We start from the raw sequence: 19,913 nt of genomic DNA, 5'->3' as shown, positions 1-19,913 counted from the left end.
CAGCGAGGTGGGGAGTGCCCCGATTCTGGCCGAAAGCGCTGCACGATGCGACGTGCACGCGCGCCACAGGCTCAGCGTGTGGCCGCGAACCGGCTGAAAACGTGTAGATCGTGTGCGCCATCGGGGCGCAGCAGTGCGCCGCGCCGCACCCCCTGGGCCACGAACCCGTTCTTGCGCAATACCTGGGCAGAGGCCGGGTTGCTGTCCAGTACGGTCGCATCGATGCGTGTGAGTGGCAGCGCGTGCAAGGCCCACGCGAGGTAGGTCTGCACGCTGCGGGTCATCCAGCCGCGCCCCCAATACACGCGGCCCAGCCAGTAGCCCAGTTCAGCGACATCGTCTGCACCACCGGCCGCACGACGCAGCGCGATGCTGCCGCAGGCCTGGCCGTCGATCACGATGGCCAGCACCGGGTCGCGCAGATCCACCACTTTGCCGGCCAGAAATGCCTCGCCATCGGCACGCGTATACGGGTGCGGAAAGCGCGTGCTCAGCCCGCGCGGCACCCACGGGTCGTTGGCATGCATCAGCAAGGCGCCCAGGTCGTCCTGGCGCCAGCGGCGCAGCACGAACCCTTCGCCCTGCAATTGCAGATCATCGAACATGCACTGGCCTCACCGTGCAGCAGCGTCGCAACGCTGCTGCACCATTGCCGCACGCCAGGCTCAGCGCTTGGCGGTCTGCGCCTGCTTGAGCGCGGCGCACAGGCGGATCGCCTCACCGGTCTGGGCCAGGCCGCGGTCGGCGCCGCTGAGCGTGGCCAAGCGCGGCTTGAAGAACGCATCCAGACGATCGGCTTCCTCCACGCTGCAGCCGTTGGACGCGCCCAGCGACGGCAGGCCGCCACCATCGAACGAGCCACTGCGCTGCACGATGCGGTCGAAGTTGGCGGTGAACCACGGCCACATCGAGGCATGCGAGGCGTCATAGCTATGCCCACGCGTCAGCAGGCTCTTCATCTCGCCGACCTTGATTGCATCGGTCAATGCAAAGTCGCGCACCTGGGTGAGCAGCGCCGGATCCTGCACCGCGCCGAGCGCGGCGATCATCGCGTTGCGCTGCGCCGGGTCGGCATGCGTGCGCAGCGCCTGGATCAGCGTCTGCACGGCCGCGGCGCCGCGCTCCTGTGCGGTCACCGCCAGCACGGTGCCGAGCAGGTCGGGATTGGCCGCGGCGAAGTTCAGGCCATTGGCGCCACCTGCCAGCACCGCATCGCCCTGGGCCAGCAGCGCGCTGCGCACCTCCGGGGTCTGCAGCCGCAGGCCGAACAGGCCGGCCAGGGACGCACGCAATGTGGTGTCGTCGATCGACTCCTTGGCGCGGCGGGTGTAGCCAAGCTGACGCAGACGCGGCAGGTAGGCCTGCTCGGCCGCCTTGCGCAGGGTGGCGCGCTGCGCATCGGTGGTGGCCTGGTGGCGCCAGATCCAGACGAAGCGGTCCACCAACGCGGTGGACACATCGGCAGACTCGGCGCCGGCCAGTTGCTGCATCGCCGCCAGCACCACCTCGGTGTCTGCATCGCCGTGGCGATACGCCGCATCGATGGCGTCGGCGTAGGAGAGCTTTTCGTTTTCGTCGAGCTGGGCGACCTGCTTGCCGAGTGCAGCCAGCTGCTTCTTGGGCAGGCTGAAACGGTAGTAGCCGGCGCCACGCGCATTCGGGAACACCCAGGTGTTCTTGCCGGCACCTTCCAGCACGATGCTGCCGCTGCCGCTTTCCAGCAGTTGGCAGGCGGTGCCCACCTGGTTCTTGCCCTTGCCGTACTTCACGCACACCGGCACGCCCCACTGCTGCGCGGTGGAACCGGATGAGCCCAGCGGCAGGTAGCGCTGCTGTTGCAGTTTGACCACGGTCTTGCCGCCCTCGCGCGCCACCTGCGTCTGCAGGTACGGTACGCCCGGCTGATTCAGGAAGCTGCGGAATGCGGCCTTGAAATCCTCGCCCTTGCCGGCGGCTTCGGCGATCGCATCGACCAGGTCATCGGCGGTGGCGCTGCCAAACTTGTGCTTGGCGATGTAGGCGCGCATGCCCTCGCGGAACACGTCCTCGCCGACGAAGCCTTCGAACATCGCCAGCACCGCCGCACCCTTCTGGTAGGTGATGCCGTCGAAGGCGGTTTCGATGTCGCCATTGCCGGTGATCGGCTGGCGGATCTTGCGTGCGCTGACCAGGCTGTCGTTGTCCATCGCGTGCTGCGCACCGCCGATGCGGTCCAGATTGGCGCGGTATTCCGGGTGCAGCTGCATGGTGATCTTCTGCTGCATCCAGGTGGCGAACGCTTCGTTCAACCACAAATCGTCCCACCACGCCATGGTGACGGTGTCGCCGGTCCACTGGTGCGCCAGCTCGTGCGCGTTGGTATTGAAGGAGCGCTGCACGTTTTCGGCCGGCGAGTCCTTGTCCAGCAGCAACAGCCAGTCGCGGAAGGTCACAAACCCCGGGTTTTCCATGGCGCCGGCGCTGAAGTCCGGTGCGGCAACCAGGTCGAGTTTGTCGAACGGGTAACCGAAGGCGTAGTAGTCCTCCAGCGCCGCAATAATCGCCGGGGTCTGGTCCAGCGCGGGGGTGATGCGCGGGCCCTGGCCCTGGGCGGCGATGCCACGTAGCGGTGTGGCTGCGGGGCGCTGCGGGGTGGCCGGCATGGCCGGCACATCCACCACATCCCACGGGCCGGCCGCGTAGGCCACCAGATAGGTGGGCAGCGGCAGCGTCGGTGCAAAGCTCACCGTCTTCCAGCCCTTGCCGGCCGGCGTGGTGGAGGTGGCGATGGTGTTGGCCAAAGCCTGATCGCCGGCGGGCACGGTCAGGCTCAGATCGAACGGCGTCTTGAACGAGGGCTCATCGAAACCGGGGAACGCGTAGCGCGCACTGATCGGCTCCATCTGCGTCATCGCATATGCCTTGCCCTGGTACTTCACCTGATACAGGCCCTGCAGCTGCTGATTGAGCGGCGCGCTGTAGGTGATGTCCACGGTGAGCGTCTGCGGCTTGAGCGTGCGGCCGAAGTCCAGGCGCACCACGCCGGCCTGCGCATCGGCATCGACGTAGCGTGCGGTGAGCGCCTTGCCCTTGGCCGGCTTCACAGTGGCCTTGCTGACCTTCAGCTCCTTGCCGTGCAGCCAGAGATGGTCCGATGCTTGCTTGAGCTGCACGCGGATGGTGGTGCGGCCGCTGAATTGCGCCTGCTCCGGATCCACCTTGATCGCCAGACTGTAGCGCTCGGGCACCGCCCAGGTGGGCAGGCGGCCATTGGGCACCGGCTCGCCGGCGGATTGCGCCAGGGCGCTCCCGCAGCACAGCGCAAGGACGGAGGGAGCAAGCAAACAGGCAAGACGACGCATGGGCGATTCCGGTCAAGGTAACCGCCGAAGTCGACCACAGCCAGGCAGTGCTGTCATGTGACCATAGTCATTGCACGGGCGGTGCACGCAGCTGCGGCCGCGCGCCGCCAAAGTCGGCATGTTGGCTGGCAGCTGGCGGCGACACAGCGCCGGTTGTGCATCACACGCGGGGCAGTGCCGCAGCTCATGAGTCATTGCATGCAGCTTGGCCACATGCATGCATGGGATGGCCTGCATTGCAGGGCGCTGCGCGCACCACGCGTGCCGCCTGCTCGCACGCGGCGCAGCAGGCTATACGCAGTTACTGGTTGGGCTACGTCACAGGATGCCGAAACGATCGCTCGGCAGCGCAGCGATTGCCGGCAGCGAAATCCGCAGCCGGCACTCGGATTACGCGTGTCCACCCACCGAAGGCGTGCGTGCCTCCAATGCATCCAGCTCGCGCGCCAGCGCTTCGGGCGACTTGGTGTACGGGGCGATCAGGCTGTAGAACGCCGGCACCACGTACAGCGAGAGCAGCGTGGACAACGACACACCAAAGATCACCACCACGCCGATGGTGGCGCGGCTGGCCGAGCCGGGCCCGCCGGCCACCACCAACGGAATCGCGCCGACCACCGTGGCGATGGAGGTCATCAGGATCGGGCGCAGGCGCACCGATGCCGATTCGACGATAGCCGCATGCACACTGCGGCCTTCGTCGCGCAGCTGATTGGCAAACTCCACGATCAGAATGCCGTTCTTGGCCGCCAAGCCCACCAACATCACGATGCCGATCTGACTGAACAGATTGAGCGTGCCGCCGGTGAGCCACAGGCCGACCAGCGCGCCCAGCACCGCCAGCGGCACCGTCAGCATGATCACCAGCGGATGGGCGAAGCTCTCGAACTGCGCGGCCAGCACCAGGTACACCACCAGCAAGGCCATGCCGAAGGTGAGCAACACCGCACTGCCGGATTGCTGGTACTCACGCGATTCGCCCTTCCATTCCACCCGCGCGTATTCGGGCAACTCTTCCTGCGCAGTCTGCTGGGCCCACGCGATGGCATCGCCCAGCGGATAGCCCGGCGCCAGACCGGCACTGATGGTGATCGCGCGTAGGCGATTGAAGCGGTTCAAGGTGCCGGCTTCAGCCACTTCGCTGAGCGTGACCAGGTTGGAGAGCGGAATCAGCTCGCCACGGATCGAGCGCACGCGGATGGCGGTGAGGTCTTCGGGCGACATGCGGCCTTCGCGGCCGGCCTGCAGCATCACGTCGTATTCCTCGCCGTTGTCGACGAAGGTGGTCACGCGGCGCGAGCCCATCAACGCTTCCAGCGCGCCGCCAATCGCAGTGACCGACACGCCCAGATCTGCCGCGCGCAGGCGATCGATATTCACGCGCATCTGCGGGCGGGTTTCCTTGTAGTCCGAATCCGCGCCCACCAGGCCGGGATTGGATTCCATGCGCTGCAGGATGCGGTCGCGCCATTGCGCGATCTCCGCGTAATCCGGGCCGCCCAGCACCATCTGGAATGGTTGGCCGCGGCTGCGCACCAGCCCGCCGCTCACCTGGGTACGGGCACGCACGCCAGTCAGCACGTTGAGTTTCTGCTGCAGTTCGTCGGCAACCTCGGTGGTGGGGCGGTCACGTTTTTCCCAATCCTGCAGGAACACACTCACGCGGCCGGTGTGCATTTCCTCGCTGCTGCCAAACCCGCCGGGCACGCGCGGATTGGCACGCACGATGGGTTTGTCCGCGCCCACGTATGGGCGCAGGATGTCTTCCACCTGATGCATCTGGCCAACCGTGTAATCGAAGCCCGCACCTTCCGGGCCGTCGATCATGATCTGGAAGTTGCCGCGGTCCTCGGCCGGAGCCAGTTCGGACGGAATGCGGCTCATCAACCACGCGCTGGCGCCCAGCGCCAACAGCATCAGTAGCGCGAAGATCCAGGTGCGCTGCACATGCCGCTCCAGCGATCGCCCGTAGGCGGCCGACACCGCTTGCATGCGCCCGTTGAACCACTGATGGAACCGATTGGGCTTGGCCTGGTCGTGCGCGCGCAACAGCTTGGACGACATCATCGGCGTGAGCGTCAGCGCCACGAAGGCCGAAATCGCCACCGCTGCCGCCAGTGCCACCGCCAGCTCACGGAACAGCCGCCCGGTATTGCCTTCCAGAAAGCCCACCGGCAAAAACACCGCCACCAGCACCGCGGTGGTCGCAATCACCGCGAACGCCACCTGGCCGGTACCGCGCTTGGCGGCCACCAGCGGCGGCTCGCCGAGGTCGATGCGGCGCTGGATGTTTTCCACCACTACAATCGCATCGTCGACCACCAGGCCGATACACAGCACCAACGCGAGCAGGGTGAGCAGGTTGATCGAGAAATCGAACGCGTACAGCGCAATGAACGCGGCGATCAGACACACCGGCACGGTAACGGCCGGAATCAAGGCCGCGCGTGCGCTGCCCAAGAACACCCAGATCACCACCAGCACCAGCACAACCGCTTCGATCAGCGTGTGATAGACGCGCTCCACCGCCGCATCGATGAAGGTGGTGGTGTCGAAGGCGACGAAGATGTTGGTGCCCTGCGGCAGGGTCTTCTGGATTTCTTCGGCCTGCGCGCGTGCTTCGCGTGCCACATCCAGCGCGTTGGCGGTGGAGTTGCGCACGATGCCCAGGCCCACGTTGGGCACGCCATTGCTCTGGAAATACGCGCGCCGTTCGGCCGAGGTGAGCTCCACCTTGGCCACGTCGCCCAGCCGCACCACATAGCCGCCCTCGCCCTTGCTCAGCGGCAGCTTGGCGAAGTCCTCCGGCTTGAGATAGCTGCGCTCCACGCGCAAGGTGAAGTCGCGCTGCGCCGATTCGATGCTGCCGGCCGGCAACTCCACGTTTTCGTTCTGCAGCGCGGTTTCCACATCGGCCACGGTGAGTGCGCGCGCGGCCAATTGGTCGCGGTCCAGCCAGATGCGCATCGCATAGCGCTGCCGCCCGCCGATGCGCACCTGCGCCACGCCGTCCAGGCTGGAGAAGCGGTCAACGACATAGCGTTCGGCGTAGTCGGACAGCTGCAGCGTGTCCATCGTGCTGGAGCTCATGTTGAGCCACAGGATGGGGTCGGCGTCGGCTTCGACCTTGGAAATCTCCGGCGGACGTGCCTGATCCGGCATGCGGTCGGACACGCGGCTGACCGCATCGCGCACGTCGTTTGCGGCCGCTTCCACGTCGCGCGTCGGCACGAACTCGATGCTGATGTCCGACGAACCATTGCGGCTGCGCGCCTCGATGGTTTCGATCCCCTCGATGCCGGCCAATGCGTCTTCCAGCACCTGGGTGATGCGGCTTTCCACCACTGCCGCCGAGGCGCCGGTGTACTCCACGTCCACCGAGACGATGGGCGGGTCGATCGCCGGCAATTCACGCAGCGTGAGCCGGGTGAAAGACATCACGCCCAGCACGATCAGCAACAGGCTCATCACCACCGCCATCACCGGGCGGGTAATGGACAGATCGGAGAGCTTCATTGCACGGCCTGCTTGCCGGCGGTGGCGGTCGCACTGGCGTTTGCCGGCGCGGCCTGCGCGTCGATCTTCAGGCCCGGACGCAACTTGCCGGTGCCATCCACCACGATGCGCTCACCGGGTTTGACGCCTTCGAGGATTTCCACCTTGCCATCGCGGCGCTCGCCCAGCCGCACGTCGGCGCGCTCCACGCTGCTGTCCGGCTTGACCCGGAACACATACGACTCGCGCCCCACCTGCACCACCGCAATCTCCGGAATCACCAGCGCCTGCCGCGCTGGCTGGAACAGCCGCACATCCAGCAACATGCCCGGGCGCAACCGGCGGTCGTCGTTGGGGAAATCCGCCCGCACGGTCACCGACCGCGTGGTTTCATCAATACGCGAATCGATCGCCGCCACTTCACCTTCGAACTGCGCGCCCGGGTAGGCGGCGGCACTGCCGTTGACCGCGTTGCCAAGCTCGACCAGGCCGAGCTGCGACTCGGGCACCTGGAAATCCACATACATGCGCTCGACATCATCGAGCGTGGTGATCACGGTGCTGGCGGTGATCAGCGACCCGGGGCTGACCTGGCGGATGCCGAGCACGCCGGAGAACGGCGCGCGCACCTCGCGGTCGGTGATCTCCGCGCGCATCTGCTGCACGCGTGCCTCGGCGGCGTCGCGCAGCGCACGTTGGGTGTCCACGGTGGATTTGGCCACCAGTTGCTGGCCGACCAGGCTCAGCTGGCGCCGATACAGCTGCTCGGTTTCCTCGAAGGTGGCCTGGGCAGCGGTCAACGCGGCCTGCTGCGAATTGCCACGCAGGCGCAGCAGCAGCTGCCCGGCCTTGACCTCGTCGCCGCTGTCGAAGTTGACCTGCTCCACCACATCGCTCACCGCGGCGGTCAGCGCCACCGACTCGCGCGCACGCACGGTCGCGATCGACTGCACGGTCGAATTCCATGGCTGCACGCTCACCGCTTGCACGACGACCGGAATCGGTTTGCTGGCGGCGGGCGCACTGGTCTGGCGGGCGCAACTGGTCAGCCCGACGGCCAACAAAAGCGCCACGCAAAAACGTGCGCTGGGTCGAACAAGCATCAGAACATCCTGGCGGGGTACGGCGAAAGTTTAACGACCCAGCCGCCATGCGGTTGACGAAAAGGGCGTGCTTTGCACCATGACCAAAGACCCTTGTCCTCGTCGCCACGATGCGGTGCTCAGGCAGCCACCACAGCGCGCGCACGTCGCTCAGACTGGCATCAGCGGTACCGGAAGCGGCCCGTACCTGCGTACGTGCCGGCGCCTATGCACCTGTTGCTGCCCTGTCTGACCACCGCTTGATTGCGTTGTTGCAGCCTGCCCTCAGCGCTCCAGGCCCAGGTATTCCAGGACATGTCGCGCCAGCGCCTCTACGTTCTCACCATCGGCGTGAAGATGGATTTCCGGGCGCTCGGGCGCCTCGTACGGCGAATCGATCCCGGTGAAATTGGGAATCTGCCCGGCGCGGGCCTTGCGGTAGAGGCCTTTCACGTCGCGTGCCTCGGCGACCGCCAGCGGCACGTCCACGAACACTTCGACGAATTCTCCCGAGTCGAAGCGCTCGCGTGCCAGCTGGCGTTCGGCACGGAACGGGGAAATGAAGCTCACCAGCACGATCAGCCCGGCATCGGCCATCAGCCGTGCCACTTCGGCCACACGGCGGATGTTTTCCACGCGGTCCTCGTCGGTGAAGCCCAGATCGCGGTTGAGCCCGTGGCGCACGTTGTCGCCGTCCAGGATGAAGGTGTGATAGCCCAGCGCATGCAGGCGCTTGTCCACCAGGTTGGCCACCGTGGACTTGCCGGCACCGGACAGGCCGGTGAACCACAGCACACGTGGCGCCTGGCCCTTGATGCGCGCGCGCGCGGCGCGATCCACATCCAGGTGCTGCCAATGCACGTTGCCGGCGCGGCGCAGCGCAAACTCCAGCGCACCGGCCGCGACCGTGGCATTGGTCTGCCGGTCGATCAGGATGAAGCCGCCCAGCACGCGGTTGCGCGCGTACGGAGCAAAGGCGATCGGCTCGTCCAGCGACAGGTTGCAGTAGCCCACCTCGTTGAGCTCCAGTCGCTTGGCGGCCAGCCGCTCCTGCGTGTTCACATCAACCTTGTGCTTGATCTCGCTGATGCTGGCGGTGACGGTGCGGGTGCCGATCTTGAGCCAGTACGGGCGGCCCGGCAGCAATGCGGCATCGTCCATCCACAGCACGTGCGCGGCGAACTGGTCGGCCACTTCCGGCGGGTCGTCCACGGCGGCGATGATGTCGCCACGGCTGATGTCGATCTCTTCGCGCAAGGTCAGCGTCACGGCCTGCCCGGCGCGTGCGCTGTCGACCACGCCATTGACATCCAGCACGCTCGCCACATGCGCGCGTCGCCCGGACGGCACCACCACCACCGCATCGCCGGTGCGTACCTGGCCGGCAGCAATGGTGCCGGCATAGCCACGGAACTGCGCGTTGGGGCGATTGACCCACTGCACCGGCAGGCGCAACCCACTCACTGCATCGGGCGTCTCCAGCTGCACGCTGTCCAGATGCTGCAGCAGATGCGGCCCCTGGTACCACGGCATGCGGGTGGACGCGCTGGACAGGTTGTCGCCGGCCAGTGCCGACAGCGGAATGCACTGCACATCGGCAATGCCCAGCTGCGCCGCCAGGGCGCGGTAGCTGTCGACGATGGTGGCGAACACCTGCGCGTCATAGTCCACCAGGTCCATCTTGTTGACCGCCAGCACCACGTGGCGAATGCCCAGCAACGAGACGATGTAGCTGTGCCGCCGCGTCTGCACCAGCACGCCCTTGCGCGCATCCACCAGCACCACCGCCACATCGGCGGTAGAGGCGCCGGTGGCCATATTGCGCGTGTACTGCTCATGCCCGGGGCAATCGGCGACGATGAACTTGCGTTGGTCGGTATCGAAGTAGCGGTAGGCCACATCGATAGTGATGCCCTGCTCGCGCTCGGCGGCCAGCCCATCCATCAACAAGGCGTAGTCGATGCCTTCGCCCTGCGTGCCATGGCGCTTGCTGTCGCTTTCCAGCGCGGCCAGCTGGTCATCGAACAGCCGCTTGCTGTCATACAACAACCGCCCGATCAGCGTGCTCTTGCCATCGTCAACACTGCCGCAAGTGATGAAGCGCAGCAGCGGTTTGGATTCGTGCTGCTGCAGATAGGCGCCGATGGCACCGGGATTGGAGAGTGGGGATTGGGGATTTGCAAATGCAGCTCCTTCCTCCATCGCTCCCGCCGCGACTCGCTGTTGCGAATCCCCAATCCCAACTCCCAAATCCCGGCCCATCAAAAATACCCCTCGAGTTTCTTCTGCTCCATCGATGCGCCTGGTGCGTGGTCGATCATGCGGCCCTGGCGTTCGGAGCTGGTGCTGACCAGCATCTCGGCGATCACCGCTTCCAGCGTGTCGGCGGTGGATTCAATCGCGCCGGTCAGCGGGTAGCAGCCCAGCGTGCGAAAGCGCACCGAGCGCAGTTGCGGGGTTTCGCCAGGGTGCAGCGGCAGGCGGTCGTCGTCGACCATGATCCAGGCGCCGTCGCGCTGCACCACCGGGCGCGGCGCGGCGAAGTACAACGGCACCACCGGAATACGTTCGCGGTAGATGTACAGCCAGATATCCAGCTCGGTCCAGTTGGACAGCGGAAACACGCGCACGCTTTCGCCAGGTTTGGTGCGCGCGTTGTAGAGATTCCACAGCTCCGGGCGCTGATTCTTCGGGTCCCAGCGATGGCGTGCATTGCGGAACGAGAACACGCGCTCCTTGGCGCGCGATTTCTCTTCGTCCCGGCGCGCCCCGCCAATCGCCGCATCGAAGCCGCCCTGCTCCAGTGCCTGCTTCAGGCCCTGGGTCTTCATCACGTCGGTGTGCACCGCCGCGCCATGGCTGATCGGGCCGATGTCCTGCGCGACGCCGTCCGGGTTGATGTGCACGCGCAGGTCCACCGCGGTCTCGGCCGCACGGCGGTCGCGGAAGGCGATCATCTCGCGGAATTTCCAGCGTGTGTCCACGTGCAGCAGCGGGATCGGCGGTGGCGAGGGGGCAAAGGCCTTGAGCAGCAGGTGCAGCAGCACCGAGCTGTCCTTGCCGACCGAATACAGCATCACCGGCGCACGGAACTCGGCGGCGACCTCGCGCAGGATGTGGATGCTCTCGGCCTCGAGACGGTCGAGATGGGACAGGGGCGGCAGGGTCATCAGCGTGTCGTTGGCATCGGCGGCGAGACCAGCCGATGGTAGGGCAAGGCAGCGCAGTGTGTGGCGGGCCCATGCCGGGCCGAAATAAGCACCCGGCATAACGCGATAACGGCTGATCCTTTCTGGCGGAGCGAACGCTTCCCTAACATCGTTCATCCATTCCCCTCCCTGGAACCGAATGACCGCCGCCAGCCCCGCCGTGCCGCCCAGCCCCTTGCCCGACGAGCGCAAGGCGCTGCTGGAGCGTCTGGTCGACGGTCTGGACGCCCCGTCCCTGTGGTGGCTGTCCGGGTATACCGCCGGCTTGGCCCAGGGTCACCCGCCGCGCTCGCTGGCGGTGCTGCCGGGTGGCCAGGTGCATGCAGTGGCGCACGAGAGCCAGCGCCTGACCGTGCTGTACGGCAGCCAGACCGGCAATGCCCGGCGGCAGGCCGAGCAACTGGCCGCCGAGGCCGAGGCCGCCGGCGTGAACGTGCGCCTGCTGCGCGCCGACGCCTACCCCGCCCGCGAGCTGGCCAGCGAACGCCTGTTGTACGTGGTGATCAGCACCCAGGGTGAAGGCGATCCCCCGGATGATGCGATTGGCTTGGTCGAATTCCTGAGCGGCCGCCGCGCGCCCAAGCTGCCGGAGCTCAAGTACGCAGTACTGGGCCTGGGCGATTCCAGCTACGCCGATTTCTGCGGCATTGCGCGGCGGATCGACGAGCGCCTGGCCGAACTCGGCGGCAGCCGCGTGCAGCCGCGCGGCGAAGCCGACCTGGACATCGACAGCGTCGCCACTCCCTGGCGCACGCACGCGCTGCGGCATGCGCGCGAGCAGCTCAAGAGTGCCCAGCCATCGGCCACGGTCACGCCGCTGCGCAGCCAGCCGGCCGCGCCGGTGTGGTCGCAGCAGCACCCGTTCGCCGCCGAGTTGCTGGCCAACCAGATCATCAGCGGACGCGATTTCAAGGGCCCGGGCTTCCGTGTCTATGGCCCGGCGATCAAGCGGGTGCGCCACCTGGAGTTCTCGCTGGATGGCAGCGGGCTCAGCTATGAGCCCGGCGATGCGCTCGGCATCCGTCACCGCAACCCGCCGGCGCTGGTCGATGCGGTGCTGGAGAGCCTGCGCCTGGATGGTCATGCGTCGGTCACCATCGGCGAGGACACTCTGGCCTTGAACGAGTGGCTTGCCACGCGGCGCGAGCTGACCAAGCTCTCGCGGCCCTTCCTGGCCGCCCACGCCGAGCGTGCCCATGCAGACGAACTGCAGGCGCTACTCACCCCGACCCAGACTGCCGGCCTGGCATCGCTGCTCTCCGATCACCAGTTGATCGACGTGCTGCGACGCTGGCCGGCGGATTGGGACCACGGCGGCCTGCTGGCTGCCCTGCGTCCGCTCACCCCACGCCTGTATTCCATCGCCTCCAGCCGCAAGCGCGTGGGCGAGGAAGTGCACCTGGTGGTGGATGAACTGCATTACCAGGCGTACGGCCATGGGCACGTGGGTTCGGCCAGCGGATTTCTGGCGGCACTGGCCGAAGGCGACACCGCGCCGGTGTATATCGAACCGAACGAGCGCTTCCGCGTGCCGGCAGATCCGGACCGCGACATCCTGATGATCGGCCCCGGCACCGGCGTGGCACCGTTCCGCGCATTCGTGCAGGAACGTGCCGAAACCGGCGCCAAGGGACGCAACTGGCTGTTCTTCGGTGCGCAGCACTTCAACACCGACTTCCTGTATCAGGCCGAATGGCAGCAGGCGCTGCAGCGCGGCGAGCTGCACGCACTGGAACTGGCGTTCTCGCGCGACGCGGCAGAGAAGATCTACGTGCAACACCGCCTGCGCGCGCGCGGCGCAGAGGTCTATGCCTGGCTGCAAGGCGGCGCGCATGTGTATGTGTGCGGCGCGATCGGCATGGGCAAGGACGTGCACGCCGCGCTGCTGGACATCGTCGCCACCCACGGCGCACTCGATGCCGAAGCGGCCGCAGCGTATCTCACCCGCCTGCAGGTGGAGGGACGCTATGCGCGCGATGTTTATTGAAGCAGGGATTCGGGAGTGGGGAATCGGGAGTGGGTACGGCCTGCACCCGAATTGTCGCGAGCGACCACGCCGCTTTTCACGATTCCCCTTTCCCGATTCCCGATTCCCATGACCCACTCCGTCGAAGACATCAAATCCACCAGCCGCCGCTTGCGCGGGTCGCTGGAGCAGAGCCTGGCCGATCCGGTCACCGGGGCGTTGCGCGAGGACGATCAGACGCTGATCAAGTACCACGGCAGCTACCAGCAGGACGACCGCGACATCCGCGATGAGCGGCGGCGGCAAAAGCTCGAGCCGGCGTATCAGTTCATGATCCGCACGCGCACGCCGGGCGGGGTGATTTCACCCAGCCAGTGGCTTGCACTGGATGGCATCGCCACGCGCTATGCCAATCATTCGCTGCGCATCACCACGCGCCAGGCGTTCCAGTTCCATGGCGTGATCAAGCGCGAGCTCAAGGCCACGATGCAGGCGATCAACGCCACCTTGATCGACACGCTGGCCGCCTGCGGCGATGTGAATCGCAATGTGCAGGTGGCGGCCAACCCGCTGCTGTCGCAGGCGCATGCCACGCTGTATGCCGATGCCGCGCGCGTGTCCGAGCATCTGCTGCCCAACACGCGTGCCTATTACGAGATCTGGCTGGACGAAGAGCGCGTGTCCGGCTCAGGCGCTGAAGACGAGCCGATCTACGGCGACCGCTACCTGCCGCGCAAATTCAAGATCGGCTTTGCCGCGCCACCGCATAACGATGTGGACGTATTCGCCAACGACCTGGGCTTCATCGCCATCCTGCGCGAGGGACAGCTGCTCGGCTACAACGTCAGCATCGGCGGCGGCATGGGCGCCAGCCACGGCGATGCGGAAACCTGGCCGCGCATCGCCAACGTGATCGGCTTCGTCACCCGTGATCAGTTGCTGGATATCGCCACGGCCGTGGTCACCACCCAGCGCGACCTCGGCAATCGCGCCGTACGCAAACGCGCGCGCTTCAAGTACACCATCGACGATCACGGCCTGGAGAACATCGTGGCGGAGATCGAACGCCGCGCGGGATTCACCTTGCAACCTGCGCAGCCGTTTGCATTCGCGCACAACGGCGACCGCTACGGCTGGGTGGAGGGTGAACAGGGCGATTGGCATCTGACGCTGTCGCTGCCGGCCGGGCGCATTGCCGACACCGACACGGCCGCACATCTGAGCGGGCTGCGCGCGATCGCGCAGTTGCAGGTGGGCGAGTTCCGCATGACGCCCAATCAGAACCTGGTGATTGCCGGCGTACCGGCCAACCAGCGCGCGCAGATCGACCAACTGGTGGCGCAGTACGGCCTGGACGCCGGCAACCTGGCGCCGACCGCGTTGGCGCGCGGCGCGATGGCCTGTGTGGCCTTGCCGACCTGCGGGCTGGCCATGGCCGAGGCCGAGCGCTATCTGCCGGATTTCAGTGCAGCGCTGCAGCCGCTGCTGGAGCGCCACGGGCTGGCGCAGACGCCGATCGTGCTGCGCCTGTCCGGTTGCCCGAATGGCTGTTCGCGGCCGTATCTGGCTGAAATCGCGTTGGTCGGCAAGGCACCGGGCCGCTACAACCTGATGCTGGGCGGCGACCGCCGCGGCCAACGCTTGAACACGCTGTACCGCGAAAACATCAACGAGGCCGACATCCTCGCCGCGCTCGAGCCGCTGCTGGCCCGTTACGCCGCAGAGCGCGACCCACACACCGATGAAGGCTTCGGCGACTTCCTGCATCGCAACGGCCTGATCGCCCTGCCGCCCTACCCCACCCACCGTCATCTCGACCTGGAATTGCTCGCATGACCGCGCTGCCTGCCACATCGATCGCCGCTCCTTCGCTGGACGACCTGGACGCGCTCAACGCGCACCTGGAGACGCTGCGCGCCGACGAACGCGTTGCCTGGGCGCTGCAGCACGGCCCGCAGCAGGCGGCGCTATCGTCCAGCTTCGGCGCGCAGTCGGCGGTGACGTTGCACCTGCTCACCCAGCAGCGCCCGGACATCCCGGTGATCCTGATCGACACCGGCTACCTGTTCCCGGAAACCTACCGCTTTGCCGATGCATTGACCGAACGCCTCTCGCTCAACCTGCAGGTGTATCGGCCGCTGGTCAGCCGCGCCTGGATGGAGGCACGCCACGGCCGCTTGTGGGAACAGGGCATGGTGGGCATCGACCAGTACAACAACCTGCGCAAGGTCGAACCGATGCGCCGCGCACTGGACGAACTCAACGTCGGCACCTGGTTCACCGGCCTACGCCGCAGCCAGTCCGGTGGGCGCGCACAGACGCCGATCGTGCAGAAGCGCGGGGACCGCTACAAGATCAGCCCGATTGCCGACTGGACCGACCGCGACGTCTGGCAATACCTGCAGGTGCACGCACTGCCGTATCACCCGCTGTGGGAACAGGGCTATGTATCGATCGGTGACTTCCACACCACCCGTCGCTGGGAGCCGGGCATGCGCGAAGAAGACACGCGCTTCTTCGGGCTCAAGCGTGAGTGCGGCATCCACGAAGACATCTGAGCCGCGCAGCAGTGCGCAGGCCGGCGCCTCACCGCCGCAGCCTGCGCACGCTCCAGTAATGATCGAACGCCCACAACAGCAGTAACGATGCGCCCATCAGCGGGAACAGCAGCCCGCACAGCACCAATAGTGCCAGCACGCCGCGCAGCGTGCGCGGATCGGCCGGCAATGGCGGCACACCGAGACCGCCGACCGGGCGGCGCTTCCACCACATCACCGCCGCGCTGACACACAGCAACACGATGGCCGCGCACGCCAGCAGCAAAAGCAGTTGATTGGCGGTGCCGTATTGCTGGCCCAGGTGCACGTTGATACCCCATTCCAGCGCCCGCGCCAGCGGGCCGTAATCGCGGTAGCGCATGTCCAGCAACACCGCACCGCTGTATTGATCCAGGTGGATCACCCGCTGCCGCTGCAAATCGTCCGGATACACCGAAGCGGTATACACACCGCTGGCACCACGTGGCAGCGCCACGCTATAGCCGGCTGCGATGCCGCGCGCATCGAAACGCGCCAGCGCCGCATCCAGCCCCAGGGCACCGACACCTGGCGCTTCGCCCAAGTCACTGCCGCCACCATGCGCGGCATGCTCGGCATGCGCGGTATCGGTTGGTGAGGCACGCGCAACGTGTGCGGCATGTGCAGCGTGTTCGCTGTGTTCGGCATGCGCCATCGCCGGTGCCATGGCATCCGCTGCGCCCATGTCCATCGGCATCGGTCTGTCGGATGGCAGCGTCGATTGCGGCAGCCGTGCCTGGCGCAAGGACCAGCTCGGCTCGCCGCTGTCGGTGAGCCGCTGTTGCGACATCGGCAACTGCACGCGTAGCCCGGCCGGGTAACCGAAGTCGTGTCCGTTGACCCAGCGATTGACCTGCGCGCCCCACAGCCATGACCACGGCATGCCGGTCAGGGCCAGAAACAGCAGCACCGCTCCAACCCCGGCACCGGTGACCGCGTGCAGGTCGCGCCAGAACACTCGCTGCGCGGGACGGCCACGCACGCTCACCACCCCACTGCGACGTCCGCGCGGCCACCACAGGTACACGCCGGTCAGCACCAGCACAATCGCCCACCCCGCGGCCATTTCGATCAGGCCCCGCGCGAGGGGACCGAGCAGGTCCAGGCTGTGCAGTCGACGAATGGTCCAGGCCAGCGTGCCATGCTCGGGCAGCATGCCCAGCACACGCGCGCTGTACGGGTCCACGTACACCACCTCGCGCGCGCCGTCGGTGCGTAGCACGCCGATCTCGGCGCTGGCATCGGCACGGTCGGGCGTGGTGTAGCGAAACACCGTCCCCGCCTGCGCACGCTGCGCGGCATCCACCAACTGCTGCGCCGACAACCGCGCCGGGCCCACCGGCACCACTTTCAATGCGTGATGGGCCGTGCGGTCGATGGCATCGTGGTAGAGGAATGCCGCACCGGTCAGCGCCAGCCAGACAATGAAGGGCAGCACCAGCAATCCCGCATAGAAATGCCAGCGCCACACCGCGCGGTACAAGCGCCAACGACGCCCTTGCGCGATCTCGCCGGCAGCGGCCACGGGGGCAACGTGCTGGGTCGCAGAGACTGACATCAGAAACTCCAATCCCAGGACAGCGACAGTGCACGGCCGTCACCCGGCGAATAGCCCGAGCTGCCGCTGTCGTACCAGGCATAGACATAGCTGCGGTCGGTGGCATTGCGCAGTTGCAGCGACACCGTATTGCGCGCATCCACGGCCCAGCGCGCGCCAAGATTGAGCAAGGCATAGCCACCGGTGCGCCTCAGCGTGTTGGTGCGCTCCAGGTAATAGTCGCCCTGCGCATTGCCCCAGGCACTGAGCTGCACCGCCGGGGTGAGCTGCCACTCCACACCCGCGGTGGCCAGCCAATGCGGCACGTTTTCGATCTCGCGGCCGCGCGTGGCCGGCGCACTGGGATCGGGCGTGGCGATGCTCGCCTTCTGCCGCGAATACGACAGCCACGCACGCCAGTGCTCGGCCGGCTGCAGGTTGAGCTGCGCATCCCAGCCGCGCCGCAGCGTACGCCCGACGTTGGCCACATCGCCCACGCCGGCCACACCATTCACACCCAGAATCGTGGCCACCTCGCCGGACGCGCGTTGTTCCCAGTACGCCAGCCGGCCATCGAGCACGGCGGTGGGCGCGAACTTGAAGCCCGCTTCCCAGCCATCGTTGATCGACGGACCCAGGTTGCCCGGCTGCCGGCGGTACGCCCCATCACCGGTGCCGATCTGGAAGGTTCGCCCCCAATTCGCATAGGCACTGCTCTGCCCGGCAAACCGGTAACTGGCACTGAATTTGGGCTGCTTGATGGTGCCGTAGTCGTAGCTTGGTGCGGTGATGCCGGCGCGCAGATCCCGCAGCTCGCCATCGACGCGGTCGATGCGGTAGCCGGGCACCAACTGCAATCGCTCGGTCGGTTTCAACATGGCCTGCACGTAGGCGCCGCGCGTGCGCAGGTCGTAATCCCAGTCACGCAACTGCGCGCCACGCACGCGTGCCACGGTGCGGTAGCGCTGCGACTGGTTGTCCTGCCATTGCGCGTCCAGGCCGGCCTCCAGCGTGGTCGGTAGCGCCTGCCAGCCCGGCTGCCAGTTGCCGCGCAGCAGCATGCCCTGATGGGTCTCGTCGGTATCGCGTTCCTGTTGCAGGCCGGCTTCGGAAAAACGCACCCAGCGCTGGTTGTGGTATTCGTTGCGGTAGGCCTTGGCGCTCCACTGCGCATCACTGCCAAGCGTGCCGTCCGCATGCAGCGCGGTCTGGCGCAGCGTGCGTTCGCTGCGATCGTCCTGCGCATACGCGGGCGAGCTGCGTGGCGCGGCACGTGCGCTGGCCGCATCCAGATACCCGGCTTCCAGTGCGTGGTTGTCGTAATAGCGGGTGGTCAGCCCGGCACGAAATGCGCCGCCGGGGTCGGTGTAGAACCATTTACCGGCCACGCTGCGTTTGCGTGCATCGGCGTGATCGCGGTAACCGTCGGAATCGCGCCAGGCCAGCACGTAATTCTGGCTCCAGGCGCCGCGCTCGATGCCCTTTCCGAGCTGCACTTCGCGCGCGCCGAAGCTGCCGGCAGTCACGCTCAGTCGCCCATCATTGCCACCGGTGCGGGTCAGCACGTCCACACTGCCGGCGATGGCATGCAGTCCGTAGCGCGCGTCATTGGTGCCGCGCACGATCTCGATAGCCGAAATATCCTGCGGAAACACCGCATCCAGGTACGGCATGCCGCCGGCATTGTCGTTGCTGGGAATGCCGTCGATCAGCAGCTTGACCGCATTGATGCGCCCCTCGCCATTGAAGCCGCGGAACGAAAACCGCCCTGCGTCGGTACCCATGCGGAATGGGGTGACCTGTACGCCGGGCGCACGCATCAGCAGCTCCCAGCTGTAGTCCACATGCTGATCGTGCAGCAACGCGCCGCCGATCACGTCCACCGAACTCAACACGCTCGCCGCACTCTGCCCGCGCGTGGTCTGCGCGTTCACCTGCACCTTGCCCAGGGTCAATGCGGCGTCCTGCGCCTGTGCAAGACCCGCCATCCCGCATGCCATCGCCAACGACGGCGCGGACCACATCGCTTTCAACCACCACACTCGCATGTCACACCCTTTGCCGTGCGTGCACGGACAACGCAACCGCACGCGACGCCCGCAAAGGCCGCACGGTCAACGGAAGAGAAAGCGCGGCAGCCGCCATCGCGTGCACAGCACGCCTCGCGCACGCCAGCAAGTGGCATACGCCGATAGGGAAAGAACAGCGGGCGCTCGCGCGTTGCCCAGCCTCAGGCGGCCAGCGGCGGCCCGCGTGCGCCCAGCGCCGGCCAGCGCAGCGCGCGCCATGCATGCGTCCGCGTCGGGGCAGCGGGCCTGCTTAGCCGCAGCTGCAACAGGCACAGCACCACCAGCGCGAGCGCGCCCAACAGACGCGCTGCCAGCACGCAGTAGTCGCACGCGTCCGCATGCGCACCGGCGTCCTGCGCAGGCGCCACATGATGGGGGGCAGGCGCGTCCATGGCGTGGTGCTGCGCTGCGCCCATGCCCGGCACCGGGTGGTGCCCGGCATGCGCAGATGCCGCAGCGTCAGCGGCCTGGCTAGTGCACATCGGCTGCGCCAGTGGCAGCTGGCACCAGCGGCTGATCAGCGGCGCCACCAGCATCAGCGCAACCGCCAGCACGGCAAGCGACTGCAACACGCGGTGGTGGCGGAGCGAACGGAGCATCCGGCGAGTGTAAGCCGGTGCATCGCAACCGGCGATGGT

General features: G+C 66.9%; 12 protein-coding genes. 3 read left to right on the top strand and 9 right to left on the bottom strand.

Going from position 1 to position 19,913, the window contains the following annotated elements; genetic code table 11:
• Nucleotides 1–71: 71 nt before the first annotated feature.
• The 6 genes from QRM60_RS10510 to cysD all read right to left on the bottom strand — a co-directional run bounded on the left by QRM60_RS10510 (nt 72) and on the right by cysD (nt 11,088).
• Complete coding sequence (locus QRM60_RS10510) at nt 72–605, bottom strand: GNAT family protein (RefSeq protein ID WP_285446160.1); 534 nt, start codon at nt 603–605, stop codon at nt 72–74.
• Between the two features lie 60 nt (nt 606–665).
• Complete coding sequence (locus QRM60_RS10505) at nt 666–3,341, bottom strand: M1 family metallopeptidase (protein ID WP_285446159.1); 2,676 nt, start codon at nt 3,339–3,341, stop codon at nt 666–668.
• 390 nt (nt 3,342–3,731) lie between these two features.
• Nucleotides 3,732–6,857, bottom strand: coding sequence for an efflux RND transporter permease subunit (locus QRM60_RS10500; RefSeq protein ID WP_285446158.1), 3,126 nt, complete (start codon nt 6,855–6,857; stop codon nt 3,732–3,734).
• The gene (locus QRM60_RS10495) at nt 6,854–7,939 is read right to left on the bottom strand and encodes an efflux RND transporter periplasmic adaptor subunit (protein WP_119959112.1); all 1,086 of its coding nucleotides are present in this window, start codon (nt 7,937–7,939) and stop codon (nt 6,854–6,856) included. Before QRM60_RS10495 ends, QRM60_RS10500 begins: the two co-directional genes overlap by 4 nt.
• Before the next feature lie 264 nt (nt 7,940–8,203).
• Nucleotides 8,204–10,120 carry a sulfate adenylyltransferase subunit CysN gene (gene cysN / locus QRM60_RS10490; protein ID WP_285446157.1) on the bottom strand — a complete coding sequence of 639 codons (1,917 nt, stop codon included), beginning with the start codon at nt 10,118–10,120 and terminating at the stop codon, nt 8,204–8,206.
• 59 nt (nt 10,121–10,179) lie between these two features.
• Nucleotides 10,180–11,088, bottom strand: a complete 909-nt coding sequence (gene cysD, locus QRM60_RS10485) for a sulfate adenylyltransferase subunit CysD (protein WP_043921924.1) — start codon at nt 11,086–11,088, stop codon at nt 10,180–10,182.
• Nucleotides 11,089–11,266: 178 nt separating this feature from the next.
• Between cysD and QRM60_RS10480 the strand changes: the two genes are divergently transcribed.
• From QRM60_RS10480 to QRM60_RS10470, 3 genes are all read left to right on the top strand, one after another.
• Nucleotides 11,267–13,114, top strand: a complete 1,848-nt coding sequence (locus tag QRM60_RS10480) for an assimilatory sulfite reductase (NADPH) flavoprotein subunit (RefSeq protein ID WP_285446156.1) — start codon at nt 11,267–11,269, stop codon at nt 13,112–13,114.
• A gap of 108 nt (nt 13,115–13,222) precedes the next feature.
• On the top strand, nt 13,223–14,929 hold the full coding sequence (gene cysI, locus QRM60_RS10475) for an assimilatory sulfite reductase (NADPH) hemoprotein subunit (RefSeq protein ID WP_285446155.1): 1,707 nt from the start codon (nt 13,223–13,225) through the stop codon (nt 14,927–14,929).
• Nucleotides 14,926–15,651, top strand: a complete 726-nt coding sequence (locus QRM60_RS10470; protein WP_285446154.1) for a phosphoadenylyl-sulfate reductase — start codon at nt 14,926–14,928, stop codon at nt 15,649–15,651. The genes cysI and QRM60_RS10470 overlap by 4 nt, the downstream gene beginning before the upstream one ends.
• 28 nt (nt 15,652–15,679) lie before the next feature.
• Here the strand turns inward: QRM60_RS10470 and QRM60_RS10465 are convergent, their stop codons facing one another.
• The 3 genes from QRM60_RS10465 to QRM60_RS10455 form a co-directional block, all read right to left on the bottom strand.
• Complete coding sequence (locus QRM60_RS10465) at nt 15,680–17,227, bottom strand: PepSY domain-containing protein (RefSeq protein WP_285446153.1); 1,548 nt, start codon at nt 17,225–17,227, stop codon at nt 15,680–15,682.
• Nucleotides 17,227–19,230, bottom strand: a complete 2,004-nt coding sequence (locus QRM60_RS10460; RefSeq protein WP_285446152.1) for a TonB-dependent receptor — start codon at nt 19,228–19,230, stop codon at nt 17,227–17,229. Before QRM60_RS10460 ends, QRM60_RS10465 begins: the two co-directional genes overlap by 1 nt.
• A gap of 206 nt (nt 19,231–19,436) precedes the next feature.
• Nucleotides 19,437–19,874 (bottom strand): DUF2946 family protein, encoded by a 438-nt coding sequence (locus tag QRM60_RS10455; RefSeq protein WP_285446151.1) that lies wholly within the window; start codon nt 19,872–19,874, stop codon nt 19,437–19,439.
• Nucleotides 19,875–19,913: the final 39 nt, after the last annotated feature.

Source organism: Xanthomonas sp. fls2-241-TYG-148 (assembly GCF_030208815.1).
Lineage (GTDB): Bacteria > Pseudomonadota > Gammaproteobacteria > Xanthomonadales > Xanthomonadaceae > Xanthomonas > Xanthomonas campestris.
Note: the sequence above shows the minus strand (reverse complement) of the source record. Positions and strands in the feature narration are given on the sequence as shown.

Excerpts from the sequence above, each read along its gene's own strand:
- QRM60_RS10510 (WP_285446160.1), bottom strand. The coding sequence starts at position 605 with ATGTTCGATGATCTGCAATTGCAGGGCGAAGGGTTCGTGCTGCGCCGC.
- QRM60_RS10505 (WP_285446159.1), bottom strand. The coding sequence starts at position 3,341 with ATGCGTCGTCTTGCCTGTTTGCTTGCTCCCTCCGTCCTTGCGCTGTGC.
- QRM60_RS10500 (WP_285446158.1), bottom strand. The coding sequence starts at position 6,857 with ATGAAGCTCTCCGATCTGTCCATTACCCGCCCGGTGATGGCGGTGGTG.
- QRM60_RS10495 (WP_119959112.1), bottom strand. The coding sequence starts at position 7,939 with ATGCTTGTTCGACCCAGCGCACGTTTTTGCGTGGCGCTTTTGTTGGCC.
- cysN (WP_285446157.1), bottom strand. The coding sequence starts at position 10,120 with ATGGAGGAAGGAGCTGCATTTGCAAATCCCCAATCCCCACTCTCCAAT.
- cysD (WP_043921924.1), bottom strand. The coding sequence starts at position 11,088 with ATGACCCTGCCGCCCCTGTCCCATCTCGACCGTCTCGAGGCCGAGAGC.
- QRM60_RS10480 (WP_285446156.1), top strand. The coding sequence starts at position 11,267 with ATGACCGCCGCCAGCCCCGCCGTGCCGCCCAGCCCCTTGCCCGACGAG.
- cysI (WP_285446155.1), top strand. The coding sequence starts at position 13,223 with ATGACCCACTCCGTCGAAGACATCAAATCCACCAGCCGCCGCTTGCGC.
- QRM60_RS10470 (WP_285446154.1), top strand. The coding sequence starts at position 14,926 with ATGACCGCGCTGCCTGCCACATCGATCGCCGCTCCTTCGCTGGACGAC.
- QRM60_RS10465 (WP_285446153.1), bottom strand. The coding sequence starts at position 17,227 with ATGTCAGTCTCTGCGACCCAGCACGTTGCCCCCGTGGCCGCTGCCGGC.
- QRM60_RS10460 (WP_285446152.1), bottom strand. The coding sequence starts at position 19,230 with ATGTGGTCCGCGCCGTCGTTGGCGATGGCATGCGGGATGGCGGGTCTT.
- QRM60_RS10455 (WP_285446151.1), bottom strand. The coding sequence starts at position 19,874 with ATGCTCCGTTCGCTCCGCCACCACCGCGTGTTGCAGTCGCTTGCCGTG.